The sequence below is a fragment of the Gulosibacter massiliensis genome (assembly GCF_900626105.1).
GTDB classification, from domain to species: Bacteria; Actinomycetota; Actinomycetes; order Actinomycetales; family Microbacteriaceae; genus Gulosibacter; species Gulosibacter sediminis.
The window spans coordinates 1,317,963-1,344,148 of the sequence record NZ_UYZX01000001.1 but is presented as its reverse complement, the minus strand read 5'-3'; the positions used below and the strand labels follow the sequence as shown (position 1 = coordinate 1,344,148).

General features: G+C 68.6%; 22 protein-coding genes and 3 tRNA genes. 9 read left to right on the top strand and 16 right to left on the bottom strand.

The annotated features are described in order from the left end of the window. Positions 1-16: 16 nt before the first annotated feature. The 3 genes from EJL01_RS06545 (at position 17) to EJL01_RS06535 (ending at position 3,933) form a co-directional block, all read left to right on the top strand. On the top strand, positions 17-1,258 hold the full coding sequence (locus EJL01_RS06545) for a glycosyltransferase (protein WP_125106768.1): 1,242 nt from the start codon (positions 17-19) through the stop codon (positions 1,256-1,258). 104 nt (positions 1,259-1,362) lie between these two features. Further along, the gene (locus EJL01_RS06540) at positions 1,363-2,316 is read left to right on the top strand and encodes a PIG-L deacetylase family protein (protein ID WP_125106767.1); all 954 of its coding nucleotides are present in this window, start codon (positions 1,363-1,365) and stop codon (positions 2,314-2,316) included. Positions 2,317-2,460: 144 nt separating this feature from the next. After that, on the top strand, positions 2,461-3,933 hold the full coding sequence (locus tag EJL01_RS06535; protein ID WP_125106766.1) for a hypothetical protein: 1,473 nt from the start codon (positions 2,461-2,463) through the stop codon (positions 3,931-3,933). A 75-nt stretch (positions 3,934-4,008) separates the two neighbouring features. On the opposite strand, the gene EJL01_RS06530 is transcribed toward EJL01_RS06535, so the two are convergent. The 5 genes from EJL01_RS06530 to EJL01_RS06510 form a co-directional block, all read right to left on the bottom strand. Further along, positions 4,009-4,440, bottom strand: coding sequence for a carboxymuconolactone decarboxylase family protein (locus tag EJL01_RS06530; protein ID WP_235988527.1), 432 nt, complete (start codon positions 4,438-4,440; stop codon positions 4,009-4,011). Between the two features lie 154 nt (positions 4,441-4,594). After that, positions 4,595-4,668: transfer RNA gene (locus EJL01_RS06525), tRNA-Met, on the bottom strand. A gap of 29 nt (positions 4,669-4,697) precedes the next feature. Then, positions 4,698-4,772: transfer RNA gene (locus tag EJL01_RS06520), tRNA-Thr, on the bottom strand. A 131-nt stretch (positions 4,773-4,903) separates the two neighbouring features. Further along, the gene (locus EJL01_RS06515; protein ID WP_164509734.1) at positions 4,904-6,346 is read right to left on the bottom strand and encodes a M23 family metallopeptidase; all 1,443 of its coding nucleotides are present in this window, start codon (positions 6,344-6,346) and stop codon (positions 4,904-4,906) included. Between the two features lie 113 nt (positions 6,347-6,459). After that, entirely contained in the window at positions 6,460-7,305 is an 846-nt protein-coding gene (locus EJL01_RS06510) for an inositol monophosphatase family protein (protein ID WP_241209129.1), read from the bottom strand. Between the two features lie 86 nt (positions 7,306-7,391). Here EJL01_RS06510 and EJL01_RS06505 point away from each other — a divergent pair. Beyond that, positions 7,392-7,473, top strand: a tRNA-Tyr gene (locus EJL01_RS06505). Positions 7,474-7,578: 105 nt separating this feature from the next. On the opposite strand, the gene EJL01_RS06500 is transcribed toward EJL01_RS06505, so the two are convergent. Both EJL01_RS06500 and EJL01_RS06495 read right to left on the bottom strand, forming a co-directional pair. After that, on the bottom strand, positions 7,579-9,204 hold the full coding sequence (locus tag EJL01_RS06500) for an HNH endonuclease (RefSeq protein ID WP_125106763.1): 1,626 nt from the start codon (positions 9,202-9,204) through the stop codon (positions 7,579-7,581). Between the two features lie 444 nt (positions 9,205-9,648). Further along, complete coding sequence (locus EJL01_RS06495) at positions 9,649-11,769, bottom strand: DUF4261 domain-containing protein (RefSeq protein WP_125106762.1); 2,121 nt, start codon at positions 11,767-11,769, stop codon at positions 9,649-9,651. Positions 11,770-11,930: 161 nt separating this feature from the next. Here EJL01_RS06495 and EJL01_RS06490 point away from each other — a divergent pair, with 161 nt between their 5' ends. Together EJL01_RS06490 and cls are read left to right on the top strand one after the other, a co-directional pair. Continuing rightward, positions 11,931-12,419 carry a YajQ family cyclic di-GMP-binding protein gene (locus EJL01_RS06490; RefSeq protein WP_125106761.1) on the top strand — a complete coding sequence of 163 codons (489 nt, stop codon included), beginning with the start codon at positions 11,931-11,933 and terminating at the stop codon, positions 12,417-12,419. 21 nt (positions 12,420-12,440) lie between these two features. Continuing rightward, the gene (gene cls, locus EJL01_RS06485; protein ID WP_125106760.1) at positions 12,441-13,988 is read left to right on the top strand and encodes a cardiolipin synthase; all 1,548 of its coding nucleotides are present in this window, start codon (positions 12,441-12,443) and stop codon (positions 13,986-13,988) included. 21 nt (positions 13,989-14,009) lie between these two features. Here the strand turns inward: cls and EJL01_RS06480 are convergent, their stop codons facing one another. The 3 genes from EJL01_RS06480 to ubiE form a co-directional block, all read right to left on the bottom strand. Then, entirely contained in the window at positions 14,010-15,383 is a 1,374-nt protein-coding gene (locus EJL01_RS06480; protein ID WP_125106759.1) for an FAD-dependent oxidoreductase, read from the bottom strand. Between the two features lie 73 nt (positions 15,384-15,456). Further along, a complete protein-coding gene (locus EJL01_RS06475) occupies positions 15,457-16,575 on the bottom strand; it encodes a polyprenyl synthetase family protein (protein WP_125106758.1) in 1,119 nt (372 codons plus the stop codon). A gap of 40 nt (positions 16,576-16,615) precedes the next feature. Beyond that, the gene (gene ubiE / locus EJL01_RS06470) at positions 16,616-17,323 is read right to left on the bottom strand and encodes a bifunctional demethylmenaquinone methyltransferase/2-methoxy-6-polyprenyl-1,4-benzoquinol methylase UbiE (protein ID WP_206427684.1); all 708 of its coding nucleotides are present in this window, start codon (positions 17,321-17,323) and stop codon (positions 16,616-16,618) included. Between the two features lie 62 nt (positions 17,324-17,385). Between ubiE and EJL01_RS06465 the strand changes: the two genes are divergently transcribed. Together EJL01_RS06465 and EJL01_RS06460 are read left to right on the top strand one after the other, a co-directional pair. After that, on the top strand, positions 17,386-18,708 hold the full coding sequence (locus EJL01_RS06465; RefSeq protein WP_125107438.1) for an isochorismate synthase: 1,323 nt from the start codon (positions 17,386-17,388) through the stop codon (positions 18,706-18,708). 185 nt (positions 18,709-18,893) lie between these two features. After that, the gene (locus tag EJL01_RS06460; RefSeq protein WP_125106756.1) at positions 18,894-19,082 is read left to right on the top strand and encodes a hypothetical protein; all 189 of its coding nucleotides are present in this window, start codon (positions 18,894-18,896) and stop codon (positions 19,080-19,082) included. A 9-nt stretch (positions 19,083-19,091) separates the two neighbouring features. Here the strand turns inward: EJL01_RS06460 and EJL01_RS06455 are convergent, their stop codons facing one another. From EJL01_RS06455 to EJL01_RS06445, 3 genes are read right to left on the bottom strand one after another with little or no spacing between them, the layout of a single operon-like run. Next, the gene (locus tag EJL01_RS06455) at positions 19,092-19,973 is read right to left on the bottom strand and encodes a PPK2 family polyphosphate kinase (protein ID WP_125106755.1); all 882 of its coding nucleotides are present in this window, start codon (positions 19,971-19,973) and stop codon (positions 19,092-19,094) included. 32 nt (positions 19,974-20,005) lie between these two features. Continuing rightward, positions 20,006-21,922 carry a 2-succinyl-5-enolpyruvyl-6-hydroxy-3-cyclohexene-1-carboxylic-acid synthase gene (menD, locus tag EJL01_RS06450; RefSeq protein ID WP_125106754.1) on the bottom strand — a complete coding sequence of 639 codons (1,917 nt, stop codon included), beginning with the start codon at positions 21,920-21,922 and terminating at the stop codon, positions 20,006-20,008. Beyond that, entirely contained in the window at positions 21,919-22,389 is a 471-nt protein-coding gene (locus EJL01_RS06445) for a PLD nuclease N-terminal domain-containing protein (RefSeq protein ID WP_125106753.1), read from the bottom strand. The genes menD and EJL01_RS06445 overlap by 4 nt, the downstream gene beginning before the upstream one ends. A 66-nt stretch (positions 22,390-22,455) precedes the next feature. Here EJL01_RS06445 and EJL01_RS06440 point away from each other — a divergent pair, with 66 nt between their 5' ends. Then, on the top strand, positions 22,456-22,899 hold the full coding sequence (locus EJL01_RS06440) for a DUF4229 domain-containing protein (RefSeq protein WP_125106752.1): 444 nt from the start codon (positions 22,456-22,458) through the stop codon (positions 22,897-22,899). Positions 22,900-22,902: 3 nt separating this feature from the next. Here EJL01_RS06440 and EJL01_RS06435 read toward each other — a convergent pair whose 3' ends face one another. Genes EJL01_RS06435 through EJL01_RS06425 form a run of 3 tightly spaced genes read right to left on the bottom strand, consistent with a single transcriptional unit; the run spans position 22,903 to position 26,171 of the window. Beyond that, on the bottom strand, positions 22,903-23,877 hold the full coding sequence (locus EJL01_RS06435; RefSeq protein ID WP_125106751.1) for a 1,4-dihydroxy-2-naphthoate polyprenyltransferase: 975 nt from the start codon (positions 23,875-23,877) through the stop codon (positions 22,903-22,905). 9 nt (positions 23,878-23,886) lie between these two features. Beyond that, complete coding sequence (locus tag EJL01_RS06430) at positions 23,887-25,260, bottom strand: AMP-binding protein (protein WP_125106750.1); 1,374 nt, start codon at positions 25,258-25,260, stop codon at positions 23,887-23,889. Beyond that, positions 25,260-26,171 carry a 1,4-dihydroxy-2-naphthoyl-CoA synthase gene (locus EJL01_RS06425; protein WP_125106749.1) on the bottom strand — a complete coding sequence of 304 codons (912 nt, stop codon included), beginning with the start codon at positions 26,169-26,171 and terminating at the stop codon, positions 25,260-25,262. Before EJL01_RS06425 ends, EJL01_RS06430 begins: the two co-directional genes overlap by 1 nt. Positions 26,172-26,186 lie beyond the last annotated feature (15 nt).

Genomic DNA, 26,186 nt, shown 5'->3' with positions numbered 1-26,186 from the left:
GCGCTAGCGTCGCAGCATGACTTCTGACGCCACTTCGGTCGCGCCTCTCGGCATCGCGTTCGTCGTGCTCCACACCTCCCCCGTCGACGAGCCCGGCACGAAGGATGCGGGCGGCATGAACGTCGTCGTGCGCGCGCAGACCGAGGTGCTCGCGCGCGCCGGGCATCAGGTCGAGCTGATCACGCGCCGGCAGCGGCCCGATGAGCCCGCCGTGGTCGAGCTCGCGCCGAACCTCCGGCTGCACTCGCTGGCCGCGGGGCCGGCGCGCACCATTGAGAAGGGCGAGCACGAGGCGCTCATCGACGCGTTCCGCGACGCCCTCGCGGCGCTGCTGCGCGAGGTGCCGGTCGACGTGATCCACGGCGAGCACTGGTTTTCGGGCATCGCGGCGCTGCCGGTCGCGCGTGAGCTCGGCGTGCCGTTCGTACAGAGTTTTCACTCAATTGCGGCCGAGGCCTCGCTGCCGCTCTCGGCGGGCGAGCGGGCCGAGTCCCCGGGTCGGCTTGCGGGCGAGGCGCGGCTCGCCCGGGAGTCGGATGCGCTCGTCGTCATCAGCGACGCCGAGCGCGACACGGCGATCGAGCGGCTCAATGCCTCGCCCGAACGGATCATCGTCGTGCCGCCGGGCGTTGACCAGACGGTGTTTTATCCCGCGGATGCTGTCGTCGCGGCCCCGGGTGCGGGTCGCGACCGGCCGCGACTCATCGTCGGCGGGCGTCTGCATCCGCTCAAAGGCATCGACCTCGCGGTCGACGCGGTTGCCGAGTTACCCGGGGCCTCGCGGCCCGACCTCGTCGTGGTGGGCGCGCCGCCGCCCGACTCGCTCGCCTACGAGCGGTCGCTGCACGAAGCGGTCGCGCGGCATGGGCTTGCCGAGCGGGTGCGGTTCACTGGACCGCTTTCGCGCGCCGGATTCGCGGCCGAGATGCGCGAGGCTGACGTACTGCTCATGCCCTCGCATTCTGAGACGTTTGGGCTCGTCGTGCTCGAGGCGGCGGCGTGCGGGCTGCCGGCGATCGCGTATCGCTCGGGCGGGCTCGCCGAATCGGTGCGGCATGACGAGACGGGTCTGCTCGTCGATACCCGCGAGCCCGCCGACTGGGCCGCCGCGATTGCGCGGCTGCTCGGCGATGCGGGGCTGTATGCGCGGCTGGCAGCGACCGCGCTCGCTCACACGCGGGCAATGAGCTGGGATGCGTCGGCTGGGCAGCTGCTCGAAGCGTATCGCGGGCTCGTGGATGGAGCGGCGAGTGGCTGAGCGCGACGGCTCGCTAGTTGCGTGCGTCCAGTTCGCGAGCCAGTTGGAGGTGTGGGAGCGCGACCGGTTCGCGGTGCGTGCCGACGTCGAAAACGGGGCGAGCTATGCCTGAGCGCGACAGCCTGCTTGCCGGGGTGCGCCGCGTGCTCGTCGTGCACGCGCATCCCGACGACGAGGTACTCGCAGGCGGTGCGCTGCTGCGCGAGCTGCACGATCGCGGCGTTCGGGTGGCACTCGTGACCTGCTCGCGCGGCGAGGCCGGCGAGATCGTTGACGGCGTTCTGCCTGATCGCACGAGCGAGGCCGAGCTCGCCGAGGTGCGCGAGCGAGAGGTTCGCGGATCGGTCGAGGCGCTCGGCATTGCGGCGCACTACTGGCTTGGGACGCCGCCCGCGCGGGCCGCGAGTTCCGTCGCGGACGCGATTGCGGGGCCGGATGCGGACGCCGGCGAGGACGCGGACGCGATTGAGGGCGCCGACGCGGGAACCGCAATTGGCGCGGATACGGGCACGAAGGCGAACGCAGATGCGAACATCCATGGGCATGCGGGTGCAGGCACGAGTGCCTACGTACGAGCAGACGCTTTCGCGGATGCCACGGCGTTCACCGATGCGCGGACCTACCGAGACTCGGGCATGCAGTGGGTGCGCCCCGGCGTCGCTGGGCCCGCCGACTCGAGCGACGCCCGGTCGTTCACCGCGGCGCCGCTCGCCGAGGTGGTCGCCGATCTCGCGGCGGTCGTCGCGGTCGAGCGCCCCGAGGTCATCGTGAGCTATGACGATGCGGGCGGCTACGGGCATCCCGACCACCTGCGGGCCCGCGAGGCCGCGCTCGCCGTCGCCCGCGCATCCGGTATTCGCTTTGCCGAGCTCATCGACGACCCGAGCTTGCCCGACACCGAGTGGTTCGACCTGGAGCACCAGCGCGCTGCTGTGCTCGAGGCGCTGCGCAGTCACCGCACCCAACTTACGGTCGACGCGGATGGACGCCAGCTCACGCACTCGGGCGGCCAGCGACAGCATGTCGAGACCGACATCGGCCTGCGCATCGTCACCTAGCCAAGTCACTTCACGGAACCCCGACGGCGACGTGCCTCCGCGTGTTGCCGAGCCAGGCGACGTTACGGGCGCGGTGAAGCTTGGCGGCTAGACTCGCGGCGTACTCGCGGGCCGGGTGCCCGCTCCGCCAACCGCCGAGGTCTCATGCTCCGCCGTCCCGTCATCCGCATCCTGCTCGCCCTGCTCGGGGTCGTGGCGCCGCTCGCGGCCGTGACCGGATGCGCCGGCGGCGGGCTCGAGGCACGGCCGCGCGCCGAGGCGGTTGCTGCCGTGTCGCTCGCCGTCGACGATCCGAGCGCGGCCTCGATCTCCGTAAGCACCGCCTTGTTCGAGACGAGCGATCTTGCGTTCGTGGCCACGGCCCAGCACGCGGGCGAACTCGCTGATGATGCGGTGGCGGCGGGAGCACCGCTGCTCGTGGACGGCCCCAGCCTCGGCGGCGAACTCGAGCGGCTCGGTGTTACCACGGTCGTCACCGCGAACGACGACGAGGTCGATCCGCGCGGCGTGAGCGTGATCTCGATTGATGCGGCCGCCGACCCCGCGTCGACCGAGGTGCCCCAGCTCAGCTGGACGGAGGAACCTGCACCCGCCGTGCTGTTCACCGAGGATGGCGAAGTGCCAGACGCCGCGCTGGTACCGGAAGCGACGCTCACCGCGGTCGGGGGCAGCGTCGAGGCGCTGCCGGGTGGCGACCCGCGCGCGACGAGCGAGACGGTCGCGATCGCGCGCGAACATCCGGGGGCGAATGTTCTTGGGTTTGGTGACGCGTTCGGCGCCAGCGACGACTTCGCGCAGCGCTTTGGCACGGCCCTGAACGCTGCCGAGCTGCCGGGCGGCGGGATGCTCCCGCTGCATGACCGCATCCTCGTCGCCGACTACGGCTACCCCGGCGAACCCGTGCTCGGCGTGCTCGGCGAGCACGACCTCGACTGGGCGGTGCACGACGTGAAGGAGCGCGCCGCCGAGTACCAGGCGCTCACCGACAAGCAGGTCGTGCCGACCTTCGAGATCATCGTGACACTCGCGAGCGGCAGCGCTGGCGACGACGGCAACTACTCGGCCGAGAGCGATCCCGAGGCGCTGCGCCCGTGGATCGACCGCGCCGCCGAAGAGGGCATCTACGTCGTGCTCGACCTGCAGCCGGGGCTGTCGTCGTTCCCCGAGCAGGCGCAACAGTATGAGTCACTGCTGGCCGAGCCGCACGTTGGCCTCGCGCTCGACCCCGAGTGGCGCCTGAAGCCCGGGCAGCAACATCTCGAGCAGATCGGCACCGTGAGCGACGAGGAGATCAACGAGACGCTCGAGTGGCTCGCCGAGTTCACGACTGAGCACGAGCTGCCGCAGAAGATCGTGGTGCTGCACGAGTTTCGTAGTGACATGCTTGGTGATCGCGACAACATCGCCACCGGCCACGACACGCTCCAGCTCGTCGTGCATATCGATGGACACGGCACGCCGGGGCTCAAGATGGAGACGTGGAACGCGCTCATCGCCGACCTGCCCGACGCCATGGCGCTCGGCTGGAAGAACTTCATCGATGAAGACACCCCGACGTTCACGCCCGCCGAGACGCTCGCGGTCGATCCGCAGCCCCAGCTCGTGACGTATCAGTAGCTCTGGCACGCATGCCGTGCGACGCGGCTTGCGGCGGCAAGGAACTGCTCGCGATTACAGTCATGCGGTTGTTCCCTAGTTCTCGACGGCGTCACCGGCGCCGGTCGCAAACCTCTCAGTCAGCGCATGGTGACCCGAGATGATCGAGATGCGATTGAACACCCCGATCGAGATGGCGATCCACTCGATCGCGGTGATCTGTTCGTCGCTCAGGCCAGCACCGCCACCCGCGGCGTACGCGGCGCGCGCGGCGTCGACCGGCAGTTCGGTCGTGAGCTCCGCGATCTCGAGGGCCGCGCGCTCGGCGTCGCTGAAGACGCCTGCCTCGCGCCAGACGGATGCGAGGTGCAACTTCGCCTCGTCGATGCCGGCGTCGCGCGCGGTGGGCACGTGCACCGACAGGCAGCGCGCGCATCCGTTCATCTGCGAGACGCGCACGTTGACGAGTTCGACGAGCGAGCGAGGGACGCCGGCAGCCTCGGCCGCATCGCCGGCAGCCTGTGCCATCCGGACGGCACCGCGATATACGCCGCGATGTTGGCGAGGAAGGTCAGGCAGGGATTGCGTGCTCGTCATGCGCTGAGAGTACCTGCGCAGTGCGCCTGGACCCGCAATGGAAAAGAAGAACGACCCTCGCAACTGCGGGGGTCGTTCTGTGCGGTAGCAGGAGCGGGGCTTGAACCCGCGACCTCACGATTATGAGTCGTGCGCTCTCACCAACTGAGCTACCCTGCCACGGGATCAGCCGCCGGTCGAGCAACTGATGGAGCCCCGAGCCAGGATTGAACTGGCGACCCCTTCCTTACCATGGAAGTGCTCTACCACTGAGCTATCGGGGCGGAACCACAGACGATTTCTCGCTTGGGCACCAGAGGAGCTTAGCAAGCACATCCTGCGATGTGCAACTCCGGTGGTTATTCAGTTGTTGCTGGTTGCACCGGCCGCCGGAGCGAGCCGCGCATCCGAAAAACTAGTTGCTGATCCTGCTGACGAAGAGGTTTTCGACGAGCGCCGTGCTGTCGGACGACTCGAGCTTCTTGTCGGAGCCGAGACCCACCGTAGCGGTGAGTTCGGTCGGCATCGAGGTCTCAACACCAGCGACGTTGACCTTCTTGAGGAACGTGATCGGGTCGACGTAGTCGCCGTTCACGTGGATCTCGAGGTGAAGGTGAGGGCCGGTCGAAATGCCGGTGTTGCCAACACCAGCGAGCTCGTCGCCGACCTGGACCTCGTCACCCTCTTCGACCTTGACGGTGCTCGGGTCGAGGTGCGAGTAGAGCGAGGTGACGTGCTGGCCTTCAATGACGTGCTCAACCTCGATGTAGTTACCGAGCGACGAAGCGCCGTCGAGGTCGACCTTCTTCACCACACCGTCGGCGATTGCGCCGATCGGGGTGCCCTCACCGGGGGTGAAGTCCTGGCCACCGTGGAAACCCGAGGTACCGGCGGGGCCGTTACGCGGGCCATAACCGTCGGTGAGCTGAACGCCCATCGGGAACGGCCACTGCACGTTCGCGGTGATGTCGTTCTCGTAGGTGGTCGAGTCGGGCAGCTTCACGCCGGCGGCGAGGTTCGCGGCGGCGGCGGTGCCGATCGAGGTCACGGCGGTGGCGTCATCGGTGCGAGTGGACTCGTGCGCGACAGCCTGACCCGAGACTGAAAGCGACTGCGCGTTCTCTTCGACGGCGGCCTGCTGCGCCGCGTCGGCCTGCGCAACCTCGGCGTCGCTCGAGCTGAGCGCGCCAATCGCGGCGGCCGAGCCAGCGCCGAGCATGACGGTGCCGGCGAGGAAACTCAGGGCAACCATCGAGCCGCCGAACTTGCCGGCGCCGCTGCCACGACCGCGGAACGGCAACACGGTGCCGGTCGCGTCGTCGGCGGATGCGCGAAGGAAGGCTGCGGGAATCTCGGGCTCACCGACGGGCGCCTCGGGAAGCGAGTTCTCGTCAACGTCGTTGCGGGCCGCGCGCACGTCTTCGAGCGAGATGATCGGCGCGATGGAGATAGGGCCGGTTGCGGGGTTGAGCGTCTCGACGATTTCCGTCGTGAAGTTCGTGACCGTCTCGGAGTTGGCGGGTTCGGCAACCGAGGGCTCGGCGGGAGCCTGGGGAGCGGCGAAGAGTTCGGGGTTGACCCGGGCGGCGGCCTGCGCAGCCTGGGCCGATGCGCTGCGGAGCTGCTGCTCGCGCTCGGCGGCGCGCTCTGCCTCGCGGATCTCGCGTCGCGTCAGAGCGGGCGCTTCCTGCTGTGGTGCGACCTCAGCCGCAGCCTCGGGAGCCGCAACTTCGGCTGTCGTCGAGTTCGCCGCTTGCCGGGCCAACATTGCCGCACGTTCTGCCGCTCGCTCGCGCTCGCGCAGTTCCCGTCGTGTCAACGCCACCACAGGCTGCGTCGAGTCGAGACCATCCGTCATTACGTACTTGCTCCAGATAGGGGGATCTTCACCGAAGAATTTGGACTCGCCAATCATAACGATAAAGTTACGAATAGGACAAGGCTAAATCACGATTTGGTAAAAGTCCCTGATCAGAGCAGATCTTGGGGCGTGACCTCAGATAACAGATCGACCAACTGCGCCACGATGCGCGGATGGCCAGCCACAATACTACTGCGTCCCTCGCGCTGCTCCAAGTCGAGGCCCGACACGCTCGCACCCGCCTCTTTCGCGATCAGGGCGCCGGCCGCCCAGTCCCATTGGCTCAGCCCGAACTCGTAGTACGCGTCGAGCTGCCCGGTCGCGACTCCGCAAAGATCGAGCGATGCCGCGCCGAGACGACGGAGGTCACGAACCTTGCCAATCACGTTGAGTAAAGCCTGCGCCTGCAACTCACGGCGGGCGGCGGTATACGAGAAGCCGGTCGCGACGAGCGTGCGCGCGATATCCTCGGGGCCCTCGCCCAGCTGCAGCGGTTCGCCATTGCGCCAGGCGCCGCCACCCGCGACCGCGGTGTATGTCTCGCCCTGCTCAGGACTCACGACTGCGCCGGCGAGAATTTCGAACTCGGTGGGCTGAATCGAGGGATCACCCGTGACCGCCGCGATCGACACCGCGTAGTTGGGGAGGCCGTAGAGATAGTTGACGGTGCCGTCGATGGGATCAACGACCCAAGTGATGCCGGACTTCGTCGCGCTCGCGTCGCTTTCTTCGCCGAAGAAGCCGTCGTCGGGGCGGAGCTCGCCGAGGCGAGCACGGATGAACGCCTCGCACTCGCGGTCTGCCTCGGTCACGACATCCACGCTGCTGCTCTTGGTGGCGGCGACGGAAATACCTTCGCGGCGGCGGGTCGCGATCAGCTGGCCGGCCTCGGCTCCCAGCTCGGATGCGATGCGCAGCAGCTCGGGCAGTTGGTCGTGGATGCTCGAATTCGTCACGCCGTGAAGGTAGCAGTCGGAGGCAACGTGCACGGGTGTCGCGATTTTGTGTAAACTCGTCCGGTACGCTTAACCGCGCACGACCCGGCTAGTTGCCCGAGCGGCCAAAGGGATCTGACTGTAAATCAGACGGCTCAGCCTTCGGGGGTTCGAATCCCTCACTAGCCACATCCGCACTATTACGCGGAACGCAGCCCCCAGCAAGCTGAAACTTCAGCAGGCTGGGGGCTGTTTCGTTGCGTCCCGGTACTCAGGGCGGAGTTCTTCCCAGAGTTACCAGCTGCGTCCGACCGTCTCGGGTAGCGGGGTCGGTGGATGCTCGAGCCGGTACCCGATATCGAACCGTTTGCGCCCGCCAAGTCGCGGCTCTTGCGTCCAATCCAGGTGCTCGGGTGGGATGAACCACACCGTGCCACCACCCCGCGACTTCTCCCGCGCGACTCGATCCGGCAGCCCCGGTTCATGCGTGATCCGGACACCCCACCCCTCATGCACGCGATGGTGACACGAGGTACACAACAAGATCCCGTTATCGAGATCCGTCGTGCCGTCGTGCGCTTTCCACCACGCAATATGGTGCGCTTCCGTCATCCCAGGCGGCAGGCCACAGAACGCACACCCACCATCCCGCTCCACCAAGGCGAGGCGCTGCGCCCGCGAGAAGTGGCGGTGTTCGCGCCCCAGGTCGAGGACCTCACTGTCGCCACCAAGCACGACAGGGATGATGTTCGCGGCCGAGGCGCGACGACGCAGGTTCCCGGCATCGAGCATCGCGCCACCCTCGGACTCGGCCGCCTCGCCCTTGCCCGTCAGGTGCTCGCGCAGGCCCTCGGCGTGCATCCGAATCAACACCGTCGTCGTCACCCCGGGAACCTCGTCCTGCGCGCAACCAAGCAGGTGCTTACACGCTTCGACGAGCGCATCGGCCTGCATCTGCGGAATCGACCGCGTGTCCTGGTCCACCGCAACCGGCGCAGTACCCTCGTCGACCGAGACTGGCTCCCCGCCGTCGCCGGTCGGGCGGAACATGACCGTCGACCCCGCGACCTCACCATCGGTGGGGAGTTCCGGGTCGCCCTTCACGTTGTTGCCGCGAGAGGTGCGCAGCGCGTTCGTGCAATACGCCTCGAAGAACTTCGCGACATACATGCCGGCTTCGGGGTCGAGCTTCGCCTTCACGTGCAGCATGCCCGTGTCGATGTCGGTAGAGACCTTGACGCTGCGCTCCCGGCGCTGCTTCCGGAACGAGGGCTCCAAACCATCCGGGTCGAGTTGCGCCTCGAGTCGGGCCTCGACCTTACGGAAGTCGGGCAGGCGCATCCCAGTCTTCGCGACCTCAACAATCTCGCGCTCGCCCTCGGCGAGTTCGTCCTCGAGGACGCGGGGTGCCATGCGGCGGCGGAGCTTCACGACCTCGTTCGCGTGCGCGATGCCGAGTTCGCCCTCGTACAGCGCGGTCGCGACATGCTGCGCCGGCGGCACGAAGCGTTCGCCGTTCCAGCGTTCCCGGCCAACGACGTCCTTCCCGATGCGGACGTACGCGTCGGCATCGCGTTTCTCGGTCCGCAAATGCTCGGCAACCAGGTCGCTGGCGTCGCGGCAGCCGTTGCGACGCGCCAACGACTCCTCGCCACGCGTCACGTCAGAACGCACCGCGACCTCGCTCGCGACGACCGCGACCGCCGCACCCAACTGGCGCTGCAGCGCACCAAGATGCTGCAGAAAATCGAGGACGTCCGCGTCATCCGCGCCAGTCAGCGAATACGCAAGCTCTTCCGACGAGCCCCGCCCGTGGGTGAGGGATTCCCACGACCCCATTAACTCGGTGAACCTCGTGCGCAGGCGGCCCGCGTGCGAGTGGTCGACGAACGAGAAGTCAGAAAAGTTGGAGACGGACATCGGAATCACCTCCTCAGGTGACTGCAACAGCGCGTACTTCTATTCTACGAGCAGCAGGCTCAAAGTCAATCTATGTAGTATTTATGTTCGAAGCTGGCTCCCAGGTTCACGATTTCTCGCGCCTACCGCCGCCCCCTGTGGACACGGGTCTCCTACTACGAACTCATTGTCACCCGAGCCACCGACACGACCGAGGCACCCCGACACGACGATGCCCAGGTGCCCGGGGCACGCGCCCCAACCGTCATCGCACCCGCCCCGCACCCGCACTCGCACTCGCATCAGCATCAGCATCAGCATCAGCATCAGCATCAGCACTCGCACTCGCACTCGCACTCGCACCAGCACCAGCACCAGCACCAGCACCACAAAAAATCGGCCCCAGCACGCTGAAGTCTCAGCAGGCCGGGGCCGATTCGCCACACTGGCGTCACGCCGAAGCAACTACGGCTGCGGCACAGCCGTCAGCACGATCACCTCATCGTCAAAACCGAAGCTCGAGGGCCGGATGCTCGCCACGAGCTGGGCACGCTCGCTGCAGCCAATCGTGTCGCCATCCCGAATAACTGGCCCCTCGACCGTGAGATACACGGCCGTGTTCGCGAGCACGTCGCGCACGCCCGCGGCAACGAGGCCGGATCCCGGTGCGATCTCGAGGTCGCGCAGCCCGAGATCCCCGAGCCCGCGGGTAAAGCCGTGCGCGCCATCGCCTTCGCCGCCAACATTGACCGACACCCACAGCAGCGTCGCAGGCTCGGGCAGCATCGACTTCGCGAAGTCGCGATACAAGCGGGGCGAGACAACGTGCCCCGCTCCGCGCAAGTAGATGGCCCGCGTCGCGCGATCGATGCTGATCACCGACGCCACCACGCGAGTCAGCAACGACGCATCGTCAATTGCATCGGCCGCCTCCACGCCGCCGCCGCCACCCACGGGACGCGCCACGGCGACGAGCGAAAGCTGCGTCGCGTCGGTGGGCACCGCATCCTCGGGGTTCCAGAGCCGGCTTGCGGCCACGAGCTCATCGAGCGGCTCCGACATCGTGCCCGACTCAAGCCGGATCACAACCACGCGGTCGCCGACCCGCAGCGTGATCGTGCCGTCGGGCTGCTGCTCGACGTCGCTAATCGTGCCCTCAAGCTCGGGCCAGTCGCGCTCGAGCTGCCCGACCAGGGCGTCGGTCGACAGCTCGCCGCCGTCAGGTCGACGCAGCAGCATCGCCGTCTGCACGCCCGAGCGCGGGTCCGACCGGTGTTCGCCCTGCCCGCCGGGCGTCGCCTCGGCTTCGCTCGCGCCAGACTCGTCAGCACCCGCAATTCCCATGCTCGGCTGCTCAGCGCCCGCGTCACCAGGGTCCGCTTCGTCGTCGCCCGCCGTGCTCGCGCCCGTCGCCTCAGCCACCGGGATGCTCGCGAACTGCTCGCTGGAATCCTGGTCCTGCCTCTGGTCGCTCCCCGCAACCGCCGCGTCGGTCACCGGGATGTTCGTGAACTGCTCGCTCGAAGCCTGGTCCAGTGCTTGGTCGCCTTGGTTCACCGCGTCTTCCCGGCCAATTCCAACGCCGCCCTCGCCGGCGACGGGGTCGACAACTGGGGTCTCGTTCTCGGCCGGCGCCTGCGTAGTCTCGTCGTTCAGCGTGGGAGCCGAAGCCGGAGCCTGATCGTCGCTCGCACTCGGCCCTGCCTCCGCGCCAGCCGCAGCAGACCAACCGCCACCGGCCGCGCCCTCGCGACCCACGGCATCCGCCCCAGCACTAGCCCCAGCACCAGCACCATCCGCCCCCACGAACGCAACGCGCAGCACCTCGCCGTCGCCATCGGGAATCGGCGTCGAATCAACCACGAGCAACGCGGGCGACTTGCCGTCCGACGACGAGAGCGTCTCGCCGGGCGTCAGCACCGGCCCCCGGGCCCGCAGGTAGCTCGCTACCCCGAACAGTGTGCCCGCGGTCTCGTCCTCGGCCTGCGGCGACCACGTGAGCTCAAGCTCGGGCAGCCCATAGAGCACCATGCCACGCGTGTGCGCCGCAAAGCCGCCATCCGCAGGCTGCACCAGCACGCGCACCGCATACGCAAACAGCCGCTGCTCCGTGTCGTGGTGAAAATCATCAAAGCAGCGGGGGTCGATGAGATCGTTGCCCTTGTTGAACCCAACGCTCAGCACGCCCGGCACGAGGCGCACGAGCTCGGAGGTCACACCGCCAAGCACAAACATCTCGGTCGCGAGGCGCTCATGCTCGGGCTGCTCGGTGTTCGGCGCAAGGTCGTGCAGCGAGACCGTGACGAAGTGGCTCGGCTCGGGCCGCGACGCGCCCACCGGCCAAAACCGCCCGGTCGGCACCGAAGTGTCAAAGAGCCCTCCGTCCGCGGGCGCCTCGCGCACCGCGATCGCCACCACATAGCTGCCGATGACGAACATCGTCTCGAAGCCCTGCCGGTTCTCGGGCGGCACGATCTGCGTCGACTCACGCTCGATACCCCAGTCGGCACAGAGCCGCTCAACGATCGGCTCGGCGTCGAGACTCGAGGGCCGCTGCGCGAGCGTAAGGAAACTGGCAACCGACACGGCGGGGCCTCGCTTTCGTAGAAACGGGTGCCTCCACCGTAGAAAACCGACCCTGAACATGCGAGCGTCGGCAGACTGACCGCCCGTAGACACAACGATGGATGCTCGGCTCGGCCCCGAAAGACGGCCGCGAGCCGCGCGCGGCAACGTACGATGGCAGCATGGCTGATTCCTCGTTTGATGTCGTGAGCAAGGTCGATCACATGGAGGCCGCGAACGCGGTGAACCAGGCGAGCAAAGAAATCGCGCAGCGGTATGACTTCCGCGACGCGGGCGCCTCGGTCGAGCTCTCCGACACGAAGTTCATGATGAAGGCGGCGAGCGAGGACCGCGTGCTCGCGGTGCTCGACGTGCTGCAGTCGAAGCTCATCAAGCGCGGCATCTCGCTGAAGTCGCTCGACACCGGCGAGGCCTACCCCTCGGGCAAGGAGTACCGCCTCGAGGCGACGCTCAAGGAGGGCATCGACCAGCCCAACGCGAAGAAGCTCTCGAAGCTGATCCGCGACGAGGCACCGAAGACCGTGAAGGCGCAGATTCAGGGCGACGAGTTGCGCGTGAGCTCGAAGAGCCGCGACGACCTGCAGGCGACGATGCAACTACTGCGCGGCGCCGACGTCGACCTCGACCTACAGTTCGTCAACCTCCGCTAAGCAGCGGAGACCCATAACCCCATGCTCCAGAGCGAGTCCGGAGGCGGCGGAATCTGGCTCGGCCCGCTCGGCTACTGGGGCCTGAACGACAGCACGTGGTGGATCACCCTGATCGGCGCGACGAACCTCGTCATCGTCATCACGATGCTGTTCACCGTCGGTAAGAACCGGCGCCCGACGACCGCCGTGGCCTGGCTGCTCGCCGTCACGCTCATCCCCTACGTCGGCCTGCTGCTGTTCGCGATGTTCGGCAGCAACCACCTGCCCCGTTCGCAGCGGCGCAAGCAGGAAGAGTTCGACGAGCTGCTCCGCGAGGCTACGCAGGGCCTTGACGACCGCGTGACGACGACGATGCCGAAGCGCTTTCGCCAGGTCTCGCGGCTCGCGCGCACGCTCACAGCCATTCCACACCTGCCGGGCAACCGCATCCAGATTCACACCGAATACGACGCGACGATTCTCGAGATGGCGCGCGAGATCGACGGCGCCGAAGAGTACGTGCACATGCTCTTCTATACGGTCGGCTACGACGACATCACGAAGCCGTTCTTCGACGCCATCGAGCGGGCACAGGCGCGCGGCGTCACGGTGCGCGTGCTCTTCGACCAGATCGGCACGGTGCGGTACAGCGGCTACAAGCAGCTGCGCAGCCGGCTGCGCGCGATGGGCGTCGACTATCACCACGTCTACCCCGTGCTGCCGTGGAAGGGCGGCTGGCAGCGCTTCGACCTGCGCAACCACCGCAAGCTGCTCGTCGTCGACGGCCGCGTCGGCTGGGTCGGCTCGCAGAACGTCATCGCCCGCGACTACCACAAGGGCGGCAAGCCGGGCGAGCGCATGCTGTGGCAAGACATCATGCTGCGGCTGCAGGGCCCGATGGTGATCGCGCTCGACGCTGTCTTCCGCAACGACTGGTACATGATCACGGGCGTGCTGCTTGACGACGCCGACGACCCGTCGGCGCAGTATTACATCGACGAGCTGGAGCGGGCGCGCGTCCTCGGCGACGTCGAGGAAACCTATGACTGCCAGCTCGTGCCCTCCGGCCCCGGTTACGAGAACGAGAACAACCTGCGCATCTTCGTGCAGCTGCTCTACCTCGCCCGCAAGCGTGTCGTCATCGCCACCCCGTACTTTGCGCCCGACGACTCGATGCTCTACGCCATCACCACGGCGGCCCAGCGCGGGGTCAAGGTTGAGCTGTACGTGTCAATGAAGGGTGACCAGTTCTTCATTCAGCACGCGCAGCAGTCGTTCTACGAGCAGTTGCTGCGCTCGGGTGTGCGCATCATGCGGTACGAGGAGCCCTACATCCTCCACGCTAAGCACATGACCGTCGACGACGAGGTGTCGTTCGTCGGCTCGAGCAACCTCGACATGCGCTCATTCACGCTCAATGCTGAGCTCATGCTGCTCGTCTATGGCCGCGCGTTCGCCACCCGGATGCACGCGGTCGAGGAGTCGTACCGCGCGGCTTCGAAGGAGCTCACGCTGCACGAATGGCTCGAGCGACCCTGGTACCGGGAGGCGGCCGACAATGTCGCCCGCCTCACCTCCGTCGTGCAGTAGCGCAGGAGCGCGAAGCGTCCGCTACTTCGTCTCGCCCGTCTCGTCGCGCGAGACGTTGATCATCTCGTCGCGTTCGACGACCTTGACGCGCTCGCGCCCCTCGGCCCCGCCGAGCTGCTGCTCGTGCGCGTCGAGTCGGCGCCAACCCTCGAGGTCAGTGAAGCGCACCTGGCGCTCCTCGAGCAGCGTGAACAGCTCCTGCTCGTCGTCGATCGTCGGCTGCCACCAGTTCGACTCGTCGCCGAGAATCTGCTCGACGGTCTCGCGCGCATCCGACTTCGTCGCGCCGATGAGGCCGACGGGGCCGCGCTTGATCCAACCGGTCGCGAACAGACCCTGCACGCGCTCGCCGTTACCGTCGACGACCGCACCCGCGATGTTCGGGATCACGCCGCGGCGCTCGTCGAACGGCACGTCCTCGAGCGGCGAGCCGAAGTAGCCCACGGCACGGTAGATCTGACCGACGGGAATGTCGCGGATCTCGTCGGTGTCGGCGACGCCGCCGTCGGCGGTCGGCTCGGTGCGCACGACGCGCAGCGCCGAGACGCGGCCGTCCTCCGTGACCACCTCGGCGGGGCGGGCGTAGAAGTGCAGGTGGATGCGGCGGGGCGCCTCGAGCGACTCCTGCTCGCCCCGCCACTTGCCGAGGATGCGGCTGATGACGAGGATCTGCTTGTTCTTCTTCGCGGCCTCGTCGGACTCGGGGTCGCGGTCGAAGTCTTCCTCGGCAACGACGATGTCGACGCCGGGCACCTCGCCGAGCTCGCGCAGTTCGAGCGGCGTGAACTTCACCTGCAGCGGGCCGCGGCGACCGAACACGTGCACGTCGGTGACGGCGGTGTTCTTGAGACCCTCGTAGACGTTCGCGGGAATCTCGGTCGGCAGCATGTCGTCGGCGTGCTTCGCGAGCACGCGCGCGACGTCGAGCGCGACGTTGCCGTTGCCGATGACCGCGACCGACGATTGGTCGAGCGGCCAGGTGCGGCTCGCCTCGGGGTAGCCGTCGTACCAGTTCACGAAATCGGCGGCGCCGTAAGAGCCCTCCGCCTCGATGCCGGGGATGTCGAGGTCGGCGTCGTAGAACGCGCCGGTCGAGAAGATGACGATGTTGTAGCGCTGCTGCAAGTCTTCGAGCGTGATGTCGGTGCCGAAGTTGACGTTGCCGAAGATGCGGATGCGCCCGGTATCGAGCACGTCGCGGAGGGCATTCACGACGCCCTTGATGCGCGGGTGGTCGGGCGCGACGCCGTAGCGCACGAGGCCGTAGGGGGCGGGGAGCCGCTCGAAGAGATCGATCGAGACTTCGTGCGTGCCCTCGGCCTCTTTCATGAGGATGTCCGAGGCGTAGATGCCGGCGGGGCCAGCACCGACTACGGCGACGCGAAGACGAGACATGGTTGCTCCTACTCGTGGCAGATGGTTCAAGTGAAGATCGCCGGGTCAGACACCGACGGCGCTGGGCTCGCGCCTAAAAGTCGCGCTCGACGAGGCGCTGAGCGAATTCTCGCAGCGCCTCCTTGACGACGCCCGAGGGCAGCACGTCGAGCGAAGCTGTCGCGCGGTGCACGTAGTCATGCGCGGCCTCAACGGTTTCGCGGGTGACCTCGTGGGCGCGCAGCTCGGCGACGATCGCGTCAACCTCAGCCGGGTCGGCCCGCACGAGCGGCTCGGGGCGCGCGAGGGTTTCGTCGGCGCTGCCCGGCTCGCTGCCGGCCACGCGGGTGCGGATGCGGTCAAGCAGGTCTGCGGCCGACGCATCCCCCGCCGCGGCGCGGCGCTCGAGCAGCAGCACGGGCAGCGTCTCGACGCCGGCGCGCAGGTCGGTGCCCGCGCGCTTGCCGGTCGTGTCGGCGGCCGGCGAGAGATCGATGACGTCGTCGACGATCTGGAAGGCGACGCCAACGGCCTCGCCGAACTCGCGCATCGCGGGACGGTACTCGGCCGGCGCCTCCGACAACAGCACGCCGAACTCGCTCGCCGCGCCGATGAGCGAGCCGGTCTTGTCGGCGAGCACGCGGAGGTAGTGGTCGATGCGGTCTTCGCCCTCGCGCGGGCCGATGGTCTCGTGCATCTGTCCGAGCACGAGCCGCTCGAAGACGGTCGCTTGAATGCGAATCGCCTCGGCGCCGAGGAACGAAAAGATCTGCGAGGCGCGCGCGAACAGCAGGTCGCCGGCGAGAATCGCGGTCGAGTTGCTCCAGCGCAGGTGGGCGGCAGTGACGCCACGGCGCAGCGTCGCCTCGTCCATGACGTCGTCGTGGTAGAGCGATGCGAGGTGCGTGATCTCGACGGCGGCGGCGGCCTCGTCGAGCGCCGCACTCGCCGGCTTCGGGCCGAGCTGGGCCGCGAGCAGCACGAGCATGGGGCGCAGGCGCTTGCCGCCCGCGCGCATCAGGTAGGTCGTGGTGGTGTCCGCGACCTGGTCGGAGTACTTCACCTGTTCGTGCAGCACCTGCTCGACGCGGTCGAGCCCCTCGTCGAGGGTCGTCTTGAGCTTGCGCTCGGCCGGTTTGCCGAACAGCTGCTTCGCGAAGCCAGCACCGATCGCGCCGTGTGCGGGGCGGCGCGCCGAAGTCGAGGCGGTCACGTAGTCTCCTGAAGCTTGCGAGTGAGGTGGATGCGGCTGGCTAGGCCGCGGGTTTCGTGCCGCGGTGCAGCGCCACGATGCCGTAGGTGAGGTTGCGGTGCGCGACCTGCTCGTAGCCGACCTCGCGCAGCCAGCTCGCGAACGTCGCCTGCTCGGGCCACGCCTGGATAGTGTTGAAGAGGTAGTCGTACGCCTCGGGGTCGCTCGACACGAGCTTGACGATGCCCGGCATGAGCACGTTCATATAGGTGTCGTAGCCGAAGTTCACGAGCCCGTTCGTCGGGTGCGAGAACTCGCACACGAGGATCTTGCCGCCGGGCTTCGTGACGCGCAGCATCTCGGCGAGCGCGCGCTTGGGCTCCTGCACGTTGCGGATGCCGAAGCTCACCGTCGTGACGTCGAAGGTGTTGTCGTCGAAGGGCAGCTGCGTCGCATCGCCCTGCTGGAACGTGATGTTCGGGTGGTCGCCGTGGCGCTTGATGGCCTCCTCGATCATGCCGTGCGAGAAGTCGAGGCCGGTGACGGTCGAGCCGTGGTCGGCGAGGATGCGCGTCACGGTGCCGGTGCCGCAGGCCACGTCGAGCACTTGCTGGCCGGGGTGCGGGTCGATCGCACGCCGAGCGCGCATCCGCCAATACGGCGTCACACCGAGCGAAAGTACGTCGTTGGTGAGGTCGTACCCGCGGGAAACTCGGTCGAACATCGACGAGACGTCGTCAGGTCGCTTCGCGAGGTCGGGTTTGGTCACCCGAATAGTCTAGGACACCCTCCGCTCCCTGCCTTCGCGCGCGCGGTACGCTGGCACGCGTGATGGTTGCGCTCCCTCGGCTCCGCGTTCGTACCGCGCGAATTGCCGACCCGGGCGGGCTGCTGCAACTCGCGCCCGTACCCGGCGCAGGACAGCTGCGGGAGCTTGCCGTGTGGTTGCGCCGCGGCGACGGCATCGTCGGCCGCGGCGAGGTCTGGCGAGCCGAGTTCTCGGGGTCTGACCGCATCCGCGAGGCGCGCGAGGCCTGGCAGCAGCTCGTCGAGGCGAGCGAGATCTCTGACGAGGTGCAGTTGCCCTCGACCGGGCTCGTCGCGTTCGGCGCCTTCGCCTTCGCCGACTCGAGCGACGCGCAGAGCGTGCTGCGAGTGCCCGAGCTCATCTTCGGCCGCCGGGGCGGCGTCGCCTTCGTCACGCGGGTGACACTCGCGGGCGACGACGACCCCGAGGATGAGTCGGAGCCGGTGCTCACCACCGCGCAGCTGCCGGTGCTCGCACCGATCGGCGACTTCGCGCCGCTGGCGTTCCGTGAGGGCGCGATGACCGCCGCGCTGCACCACGACGCCGTCGCCGAGGCCGTCGAGCGCATCCGCGCCGGCGAGCTGTCGAAGGTCGTCATCGCGCGCGACCTGCTCGCGCCAATCGCTGCCGGGCAAGACTTCCGCGCCGTACTCGCCCGCCTCACCGAGGCCTACCCCGAGACCTGGACGTACGCCGTCGACGGGCTCATCGGCGCCAGCCCCGAGATGCTCGTGCGGGTCATCGACGGCGCGGTCACGGCGCGCGTGCTCGCGGGCACCGCGCCGCGCGAGGCCGAGACCGGGGCCGACGCCGAGGCGGCCGAGGCGCTGCGCGCATCCCCGAAAAATCGCGAGGAGCACCGCTACGCCGTCGAGTCGGCGCTCGGCTCGCTGCGCTCGCTCGACCGCCATGAGGAGCCCGACTCGGGGCTGACCTCGTCACCCGAGCCGTTCCTGCTCGAACTGCCGAATGTGTGGCACCTCGCGAGCGACATTCGCGGCACCCTGCCTCGCGACGCGAGCGTGCTCGACCTCGTCGCCGCCCTGCATCCGACCGCCGCGGTCGGCGGCACCCCGCGCGAGGCGGCGCTCGCCGCGATCGACAAGCTCGAACCCTTCGACCGGATGCGCTACGCCGGCCCCGCGGGCTGGCTCTCGGCCTCGGGCGACGGCGAGTGGGTCGTCGCGCTGCGCGGCGCCGAGTTCGCGACGGATGCGGTGACCGCCTTCGCGGGCGGCGGCATCGTCGGCAGCTCCGACCCCGACGAGGAGTTTGCGGAGACGCTGCCAAAGTTCCGGCCCATCGTCGAGGCGCTCGGGGCGACGGTGGAGCCGGAGGGGTACTAGAGCACCGCACATTCGTGCCGTTTTTCGTCGCATGACGCTGCCCGTGGCCGCACGGTGCGGGCGCGTTAGGGTGAGCACGTGCGCTGCCCGGGCGCGCTCGAGCCGATGCCGCAAGAACTCTGGCTGACCCCGCTCGCGGGGGGGGGTCACGTCGAGCCTGCTCATTGGCGCCGCGGGAGGCATTTATGCTTCAGGGGGTGTTCGGCACGGTCTTCGCGCTCGGGGTGGTCGCGTTTGCCGTGTTGCTGCGGGTGCTGCCGAACACGTCGGGCGTCTCGCGAGAGGCACTTGAGGCGAAGCTTGCACGCGCTCCCCGTCGGGTTGTCGAGTATCGCTGCGGTTGTAACCGCGTCTCGGCGAGAAAACCGGCCTAAGCCAAACCCCTACTTGCTCGATTCCTTCAGGCGCTTGAGCTCGGTCTTCGGGTCAAAGTCGGCCTCGGGCCAGTCGAGCTCCAGGCCGCGCAGCGTGTCCAGCAGCAGCCCCTTCACGAACAGCCGCGAGAACCACTTGCGGTCGGCGGGCACGATCCACCAAGGTGCCTCGGGCGTCGAAGTGCGCTGGATCGCGATCTCGTAGGCCTGCTGGTACTCATCCCACAACTCGCGCTCGTCGATGTCACCCGGGTTGTACTTCCAGTGCTTGTCCTCGCGCTCGATGCGCTCGCGCAGGCGCTCCTCCTGCTCATCCTTCGAGATGTGCAGAAACACCTTCACGACCTTGGTCCCGGCGGCAACCAGGCCACGCTCGAAGTCAACGATCGCCCCGTACCGCCGCTCGATTTCCTCCGCGGGCGCGAGCGAACGCACCCGCTGCACGAGCACGTCTTCGTAGTGCGAGCGGTCGAAGACGCCGATGAACCCTGGTTTTGGCACCTGCTTTTCGATGCGCCAGAGGAAGTCATGCGCGAGCTCCTCCTCGGTCGGCCGCTTGAACGACGCGAGCTGCAGGCCCTGCGGGTCGACCGAGCCGAACACGTGGCGGATGATGCCGCCTTTGCCCGCCGTGTCCATACCCTGCAGCACGAACAGCACGCTCGGCGCGTTCGGGTCATCGACCCGCGCCTTCGCGTACATGCGCTCCTGCAGGTCAGAGAGCTCCTTGTCGCGAACGGTGAGGAGTTCCTTGCCGATCGCCTTCTCGTTCTTCTTCGCCGTGAAGCCCGGGGTTTCGTCGGGTGCCAGGTCGCCAATCGAGAACTGATCGTCAGTGATCCGCGCGCGCAGCGCATCCTCGAGGTAGATGTAGTCAGTGATGTCGGCCATGGCACCGAGCCTAGACCCGCCCCACTGAAGCGCTACTCGGTGTCGACGTCGGTTTCGCCCTGCTCGGCGTCGAGCGGCACCTCGATGACGATGCGCGGTGACGTCTGGTCGGTGAGCGCCTCCTCGAGCTGCGAGCGCGTCGTCGCGCGGCGGTAGCCCCAGCCGAATGCGTCGGCGATCGCCCCGATGTTGACCTCGCGACCGGTGCGCATGACGCGCTCGAACGCGGTGGCGTCGGCAGTGTCGGCGACCTCGAGGCCGTCGAAGATCGTGCCGCCGCCGTCGTTGCCGACGACGATCTGCAGCCGCGGCGCATCCTCGCCGCCCTGCATGACGAGCAGCGACGAGGCGTCATGCACGAACGCGAGGTCACCGACGAGCAGGCGGGTCATGCCGGCCCGCGAGCTCAGCTCGTCGCCGTGCTGGCTCGCGTCGGCGACGCCGAGCGCGGTCGCGATCGTGCCGTCGATGCCAGCGAGGCCGCGGTTCGCGTGCACGCGCAGGCGCTTGCCGGGCGCGCGGCTGTCGAGGTCGCGAATGAGCCGGGATGCGGCGACGACCAGCCGGTCATGCGGCCACGTGTGCCGCCACAGGGCGTCGACGAGCATGTGCCGGTTGACGGGCTCGCGCGAGACGGCGAGCTCCTGCTGGCCGAAGCGCGCGCGGTCGCGAAAATCGCGGCTGCGCGAGGCCTCGATGTCGGGAGCCGGGGCATCCGAGCCCTGCTCGAGCACGAGGGCGCGGGATGCGTCGAGCCAGCCGGCAAGCATCCGGCCGGCCTCGCGGCGCAGCTGGAACATTTCATCGCTCGCGCCGAGTCGCGTCGCGCCGAACGCGAGCACCTTGACATCGTCGACGTGCTCGGCCGTCTTCGTCGGCTTGAACGACGGGGCGCCGGGCCGGTCGACGACGATGACCCGCAGGCCAGGCCGCTTCAGCAGCGCCGTCACCTCGCGGCTCAGGGTCGGATGCCCAAGGACGATCGCGAGTTCGAGTCCGTCACGCAGCCCCGGCACCGTGCTCGCCTCACCGAGTAGCTGGCGGTAGGCGACGACGAGGTTGCGCCCGAACCGGGCACCGCTCGACACTTCGGCCACGAGCGGCCAGCCGCCCTGGCGCGCGATGCGCTCGGCACTCGGGCCGGCGCCGTCGCCCGCGATAACGATGCCGACCGGCCAGTCGGCGGGGTCGAGCTCGGCGATCTCGAGCGGGGTCACGCTGTCGTGCGCTGACGCCCGCAGTTTCGCGGGCGCGGTCTTGTGCTGTTCGATGGTCGCGGTGATCTGCGCCGCGAGCTCGGTGCCGATACCCCGGCCGAGGATGCGCGCATCGCCGCCCTTGCCCGGCCACGCGGCCTCGGCCGCCTCGAGCTCGGGCGACACCGGCGACGCGAGCGCCTCGACTCGGCCGCTCAGGTCGGGCACGATGCCCGAGAGCGGCTCTCGGTAGGCGACGTTGAGGTGCCAGGCCGTGCGCGCGGACGCGAGCTCCTTGCCCGCCCCTGCCGCGAGCGCGAGGCTGAGCTCGTCGTCGTCGGGGGCGCCGAGCGTGGTCGTGTTGATGAGCGGACCGAATATGCCGCTCTGCACCGTGGTCTGGTTCGCGCCTGTGCCGATGAGTTCCTTCGGCCGATCGCCCGTGAGGGCGATGAGGGGCACGCCCGAGTGGTGCGCTTCGAGCATCGCCGGATGGAGGTTCGCAACCGCCGTGCCCGACGTCGTGATGACCGGCACCGCGCGGCCCGACTCGCGGGCGAGGCCGAGCGCGAAGAACGCGGCGCCGCGCTCATCCACCCGCACGTGCAGCCGCACGGCGCGCACCCGCTCCAGCTCGGCAGCAACCAGCGCGAGCGCCTGCGAGCGCGAGCCCGGGCACACGACAATGTCGCGCACCCCACCGTTCACCGCCGCGACGAGCAACTCAACTGCTGCCGCGAGCGCGGCGCTCACGAGCGCGTGCCTTCGGAATCCGAGTCGGGGCCGGTGCCCGGGGTGTCGCCGAGGTTGTCGTCGCCCTCGCGGGGCTGCTCGTCGTCGGGCTCGATGGTGGGCAGCGCGCCGGTGTGGTTCGACGGATGCTGGTTCATGCTTGTGCGGCGCGCCTGCTCGATCTCGTCGTCGAGCTTTCGCATCTCGTCTTCGAGCTCAGCGATGCGGTCGTCGTGCGCCTTGTCGTCTCCGATGCTGCGCAGGTAGTCGATGTCGTTGTCGGGCGCGCGCTGATCCTTGCCGACGGGACCCTTGCCCATGAAGATCCAGAGCAGCGGGCCGATCACGGGCAGCAGCAGCACGATGACGAGCCAGATCGGCTTGCGGAAAATGCGGGTGCGGTTCGCGTCCGACATCGCGCAGTCAACGACTGCGTAGACCGTCAGTGCGACGGCGACGACCACCCCGAGAATAATCCAGCGACCCATACCCGGAGAGTTTACCTTCGCGAGCCTGACGAACCGTCGGAGGCGGGGATTCGTAGACTGGTCGCGATGAAGACTTCACGCGCCTGGATCATCTACACGGTCGTTCGGCTCCTCGCATTCGCGGTGCCGTTCGTACTCATCATGCTGCTGCTGCCGACGGTGCAGTGGAATTGGCTGATCGCCGTGGTGGTCGCCTCCGTCATCGGCTTCGCCGTCTCGCTGCTGTTCTTGCGCTCCGAGCGCCTCGCGATCGGCGGTGCGATCATGCAGCAGCGCGAGGGTCGCGTCGCCGGGGCGGATGCCGAGGCCGAGGATGCGCTGCTCGATGAGCACGCGCACGAGGAGCCGGATGCGGTGGCCGAGTCGGACGAGCCGGCCACCGGCTCGGTGCCCGAGAACGATCCCGACGTCGAGATCGAGCACGACACTGAAACCGACACCGACACCCCGGAAACGACCGAGGCCGCCGATCTCGACAAGACCGACGACCCCGAGACTCAGGCCAAGTAGCGCTTAGCCGAGGTACGCCGGCACCACGGCCGGCGTGATGTTCGGCACGATGATGCCGATCGCCATGATGATCGCCCAGGCGAACGAACCGAGCGACGTCAGCTTGAGCGCGAGGATGAGGTCGCGCGGCGTCTCGGACGTCGAGGTGATGACGACGGCCGGGCCAAGAATCAGCAGCGTGAACAGCGCGAAGCCCGACAGCGGGTAGACGAGCATGAACGTGATCGTCGCAACGAACGGCGCGAGCGCGAAGACACCGAAGAAGATGCGGCCCGTACCGCGGCCGACGAGCACTGCGAGCGTGCGCTTGCCGGCGCTGCGGTCCTGGTCGAGGTCGCGCAGGTTATTCACCATGAGCACGGCGCAGGCGAACAGGCCCGCGGCGGTGCCGAGTACCCAGGCGTTCGATGGCACGAACAGCACCTGCGTGTAGGCGGTGCCGACGGTCGCGACGAGGCCGAAGAAGATGAAGACGAAGACCTCACCGAGGCCCGCGTAGCCGTAGGGACGCTTGCCGCCGGTATAGAACCACGCGGCGAGAATCGCAAGCACGCCGATGGCGAGCAGCCACCACTGTTCGGTGCGCACGACAAGGAACAGCCCGGCAACCGCCGCGAGCGCGAAGAAGAAGAACGCGAGGTTGCGCACGCGCTTCGGGTCGACGCCGCCACCGCCCGTGAGTCGCGCCGGGCCGACGCGCACATCGTCGGTTCCCCGTACGCCGTCGGAGTAGTCGTTCGCGTAATTCACGCCGATCTGCAGGCAGAGCGCCACGCCGAGCGCGGCGAGCGCCCGCACCCAGTGGAACTCGCCGGGCTGCGCGCTCACGGCCGAGGCGAAGCCGAGCAGCACGGGCGACACGGCGAGCGGCAGGGTGCGCAGCCGCGCCCCGGAAATCCAATCGCGCAGGGTCACGTTGCGCACGTTCGCCTGCTTTCGAGGTTGCTGACTGGGGTTGCTGCGTTTCTGTTTGGCCACCCAGTGATTCTAAGTCGGGGCGGCTTCGAGGCGGCGCGCGAGCGATTCCACGAGCTCGCGCAGCGCGCGCCGGTCGGGCTTTCCGCTCGCGAGGCGCGGCAACTCGGGGATGCGCGCAGTGAGCGCCGGCCGCGCGGCCGCGCCGAGCGGTGCGAGGGCCGAGTGGATGCGCTGCCACCTCGCATCCGCTCCTGCGTCGAGCGCCGCGGCGCCGAAGTAAGCCGCGTCGGCCGTCGGCTGGCCCCGCGACGGCTCCTCGCCCGCGGGCGAATCCTGCGTCGAGCGGCCGCCCGAGGGCGAGTCGATCGTCGGCCCGCCAGCTGCGGAGTCGGCGGCGATCAGCGCGACGCGCTCGCCCCACTCGCGGCTCGCCACGGCGACCGCGACGACCTCGTCGAAGGCGCCGGCTGAACTCGCGGCGAGCGTCACCTCGTCGAGGTTGACCTTGACGCCGCCCGAAATGATGACGCTGTCGAAGCGCCCGGTGACGGCAATCGTGCCGGTCGCCTCGGCGTCGAGGCCGAGGGCCCAGGGGCCGTCGCCGCTCACCGTGCCGGCGTCGCCCGTGCGGTACCAGCGGTCGTCGGCCTCGTCGGTCACGAAGGCCTCGGCGGTGCGCTCGGGGTCGCCAAGATAGCCGAGGGCGAGCGACGGCGAGGCGACCCAGAGCTCGCCGTCAATCTGCCGCATCCGCACGCCCGGCAGCGGCTGTGCGTTGTAGGCGGCACCACCGCTCGTCTCGCTCGAGCCGTATGTCGTCGTGACCGGCCAGCCGAGCCCGCGGGCCTCGGCGAGCAGTTCCCGCGGCGTCGCCTGCCCGCCGACCAGGATGCCGTGGAAGCGCGCGAGCGCGGCCCCGACCCGCGCATCCTCCCGGGCCGCGTCGACGAGCCGGCGCAGCTGCACGGGCACGAGCGACACGTAGCGCCGCTCGCCGGTGAGGCGCGCGGCGTCGGCGATGAAGCCCTCGGGAGTGAAGTGCTCGCCCGAGGCGACGACCGGCTCGCTGCCCGCGACGATCGAGCGCACGAGCACCTGCGCGCCCGCGATGTAGTGCGCGGGCAGTGTGAGCAGCCACTGCTCGCCGCCGGCGTGCGCCCCGCCGAGGCGGAGGTGCGTCGCGCGCGCCCCCGCCATGAGCCCCTCGGCGGTGAGCAGCACGCGCTTCGGCGCCGCAGTCGAGCCGCTCGTCTCGATGACGAGGGCGACGTCGCCTGGTACGGTCACGCCCCGAAGTTCCTCGCTCGGCCCCGACCAGCCGGCCGGGCGCGGCAACAGCGCCGGCCCCTCCCCCGCGAGCGCCGCGCGCAGCTGGGCGAAGAACTCGGCGGTGTCGTCGACCGCGACCTCGCGCAGCTCGCGCGAGCCGAGCATCCGGCCCATTAGTAGTACCAGGGGTACGGCGCCCAGTCGGGGTCGCGCTTGTGCAGGAACGCGTCGCGGCCCTCGACCGCCTCGTCGGTCATGTACCCGAGGCGGGTCGCCTCGCCGGCGAAGAGCTGCTGGCCCACAAGCCCGTCGTCCTGCAGATTCATCGCGTACTTGAGCATGCGGATGGCCGTGGGCGACTTCGTGAGAATCGTCTCGGCCATGCTCAGGGCCTCGGTCTCGAGCTCGGCGTGGGGCACGACACGGTTCACGGCGCCGACCTCGTAGCCGCGCTGCGCGTCGTATTCCTCGGCGAGGAAGAACGCCTCGCGAGCGAACTTCTGGCCGACCTGCTTCGCGAAGTAGGCCGAGCCGTAACCCGCATCGAACGAGCCGACGTTGGCGTCGGTCTGCTTGAACATGGCGTGCTCGCGCGACGCGATCGTGAGGTCGGTGACGACGTAGAGCGAGTGCCCGCCGCCGGCCGCCCAGCCGTTGACGACCGAGACGACGACCTTCGGCATGAAGCGAATGAGGCGCTGTACCTCGAGGATGTGCAGGCGACCCGCGCGCGCCTTGTCGACCGAGTCGGCGGTGTCGCCCTCGGCGTACTGGTAGCCGTCACGGCCGCGGATGCGCTGGTCGCCACCCGAGCAGAACGCATAGCCGCCGTCCTTTGGGCTCGGGCCGTTGCCGGTGAGCAGCACGACGCCGACGCGCGGGTTCTGGCGGGCGTCGTCGAGCGCGGTGTAGAGCTCGTCGACGGTCTTCGGGCGAAACGCGTTGCGCACCTCGGGGCGGTCGATCGCGACGCGCGCGATGCGGCCGGTCGTGTCGAGGTGGTACGTGATGTCGGTGAAATCGAACTGCGACACCCGCTGCCAGCGCGACGGGTCGAAGACGTCAGAAACCTGCTCGGTAGTCATATAACCACCGTAGTC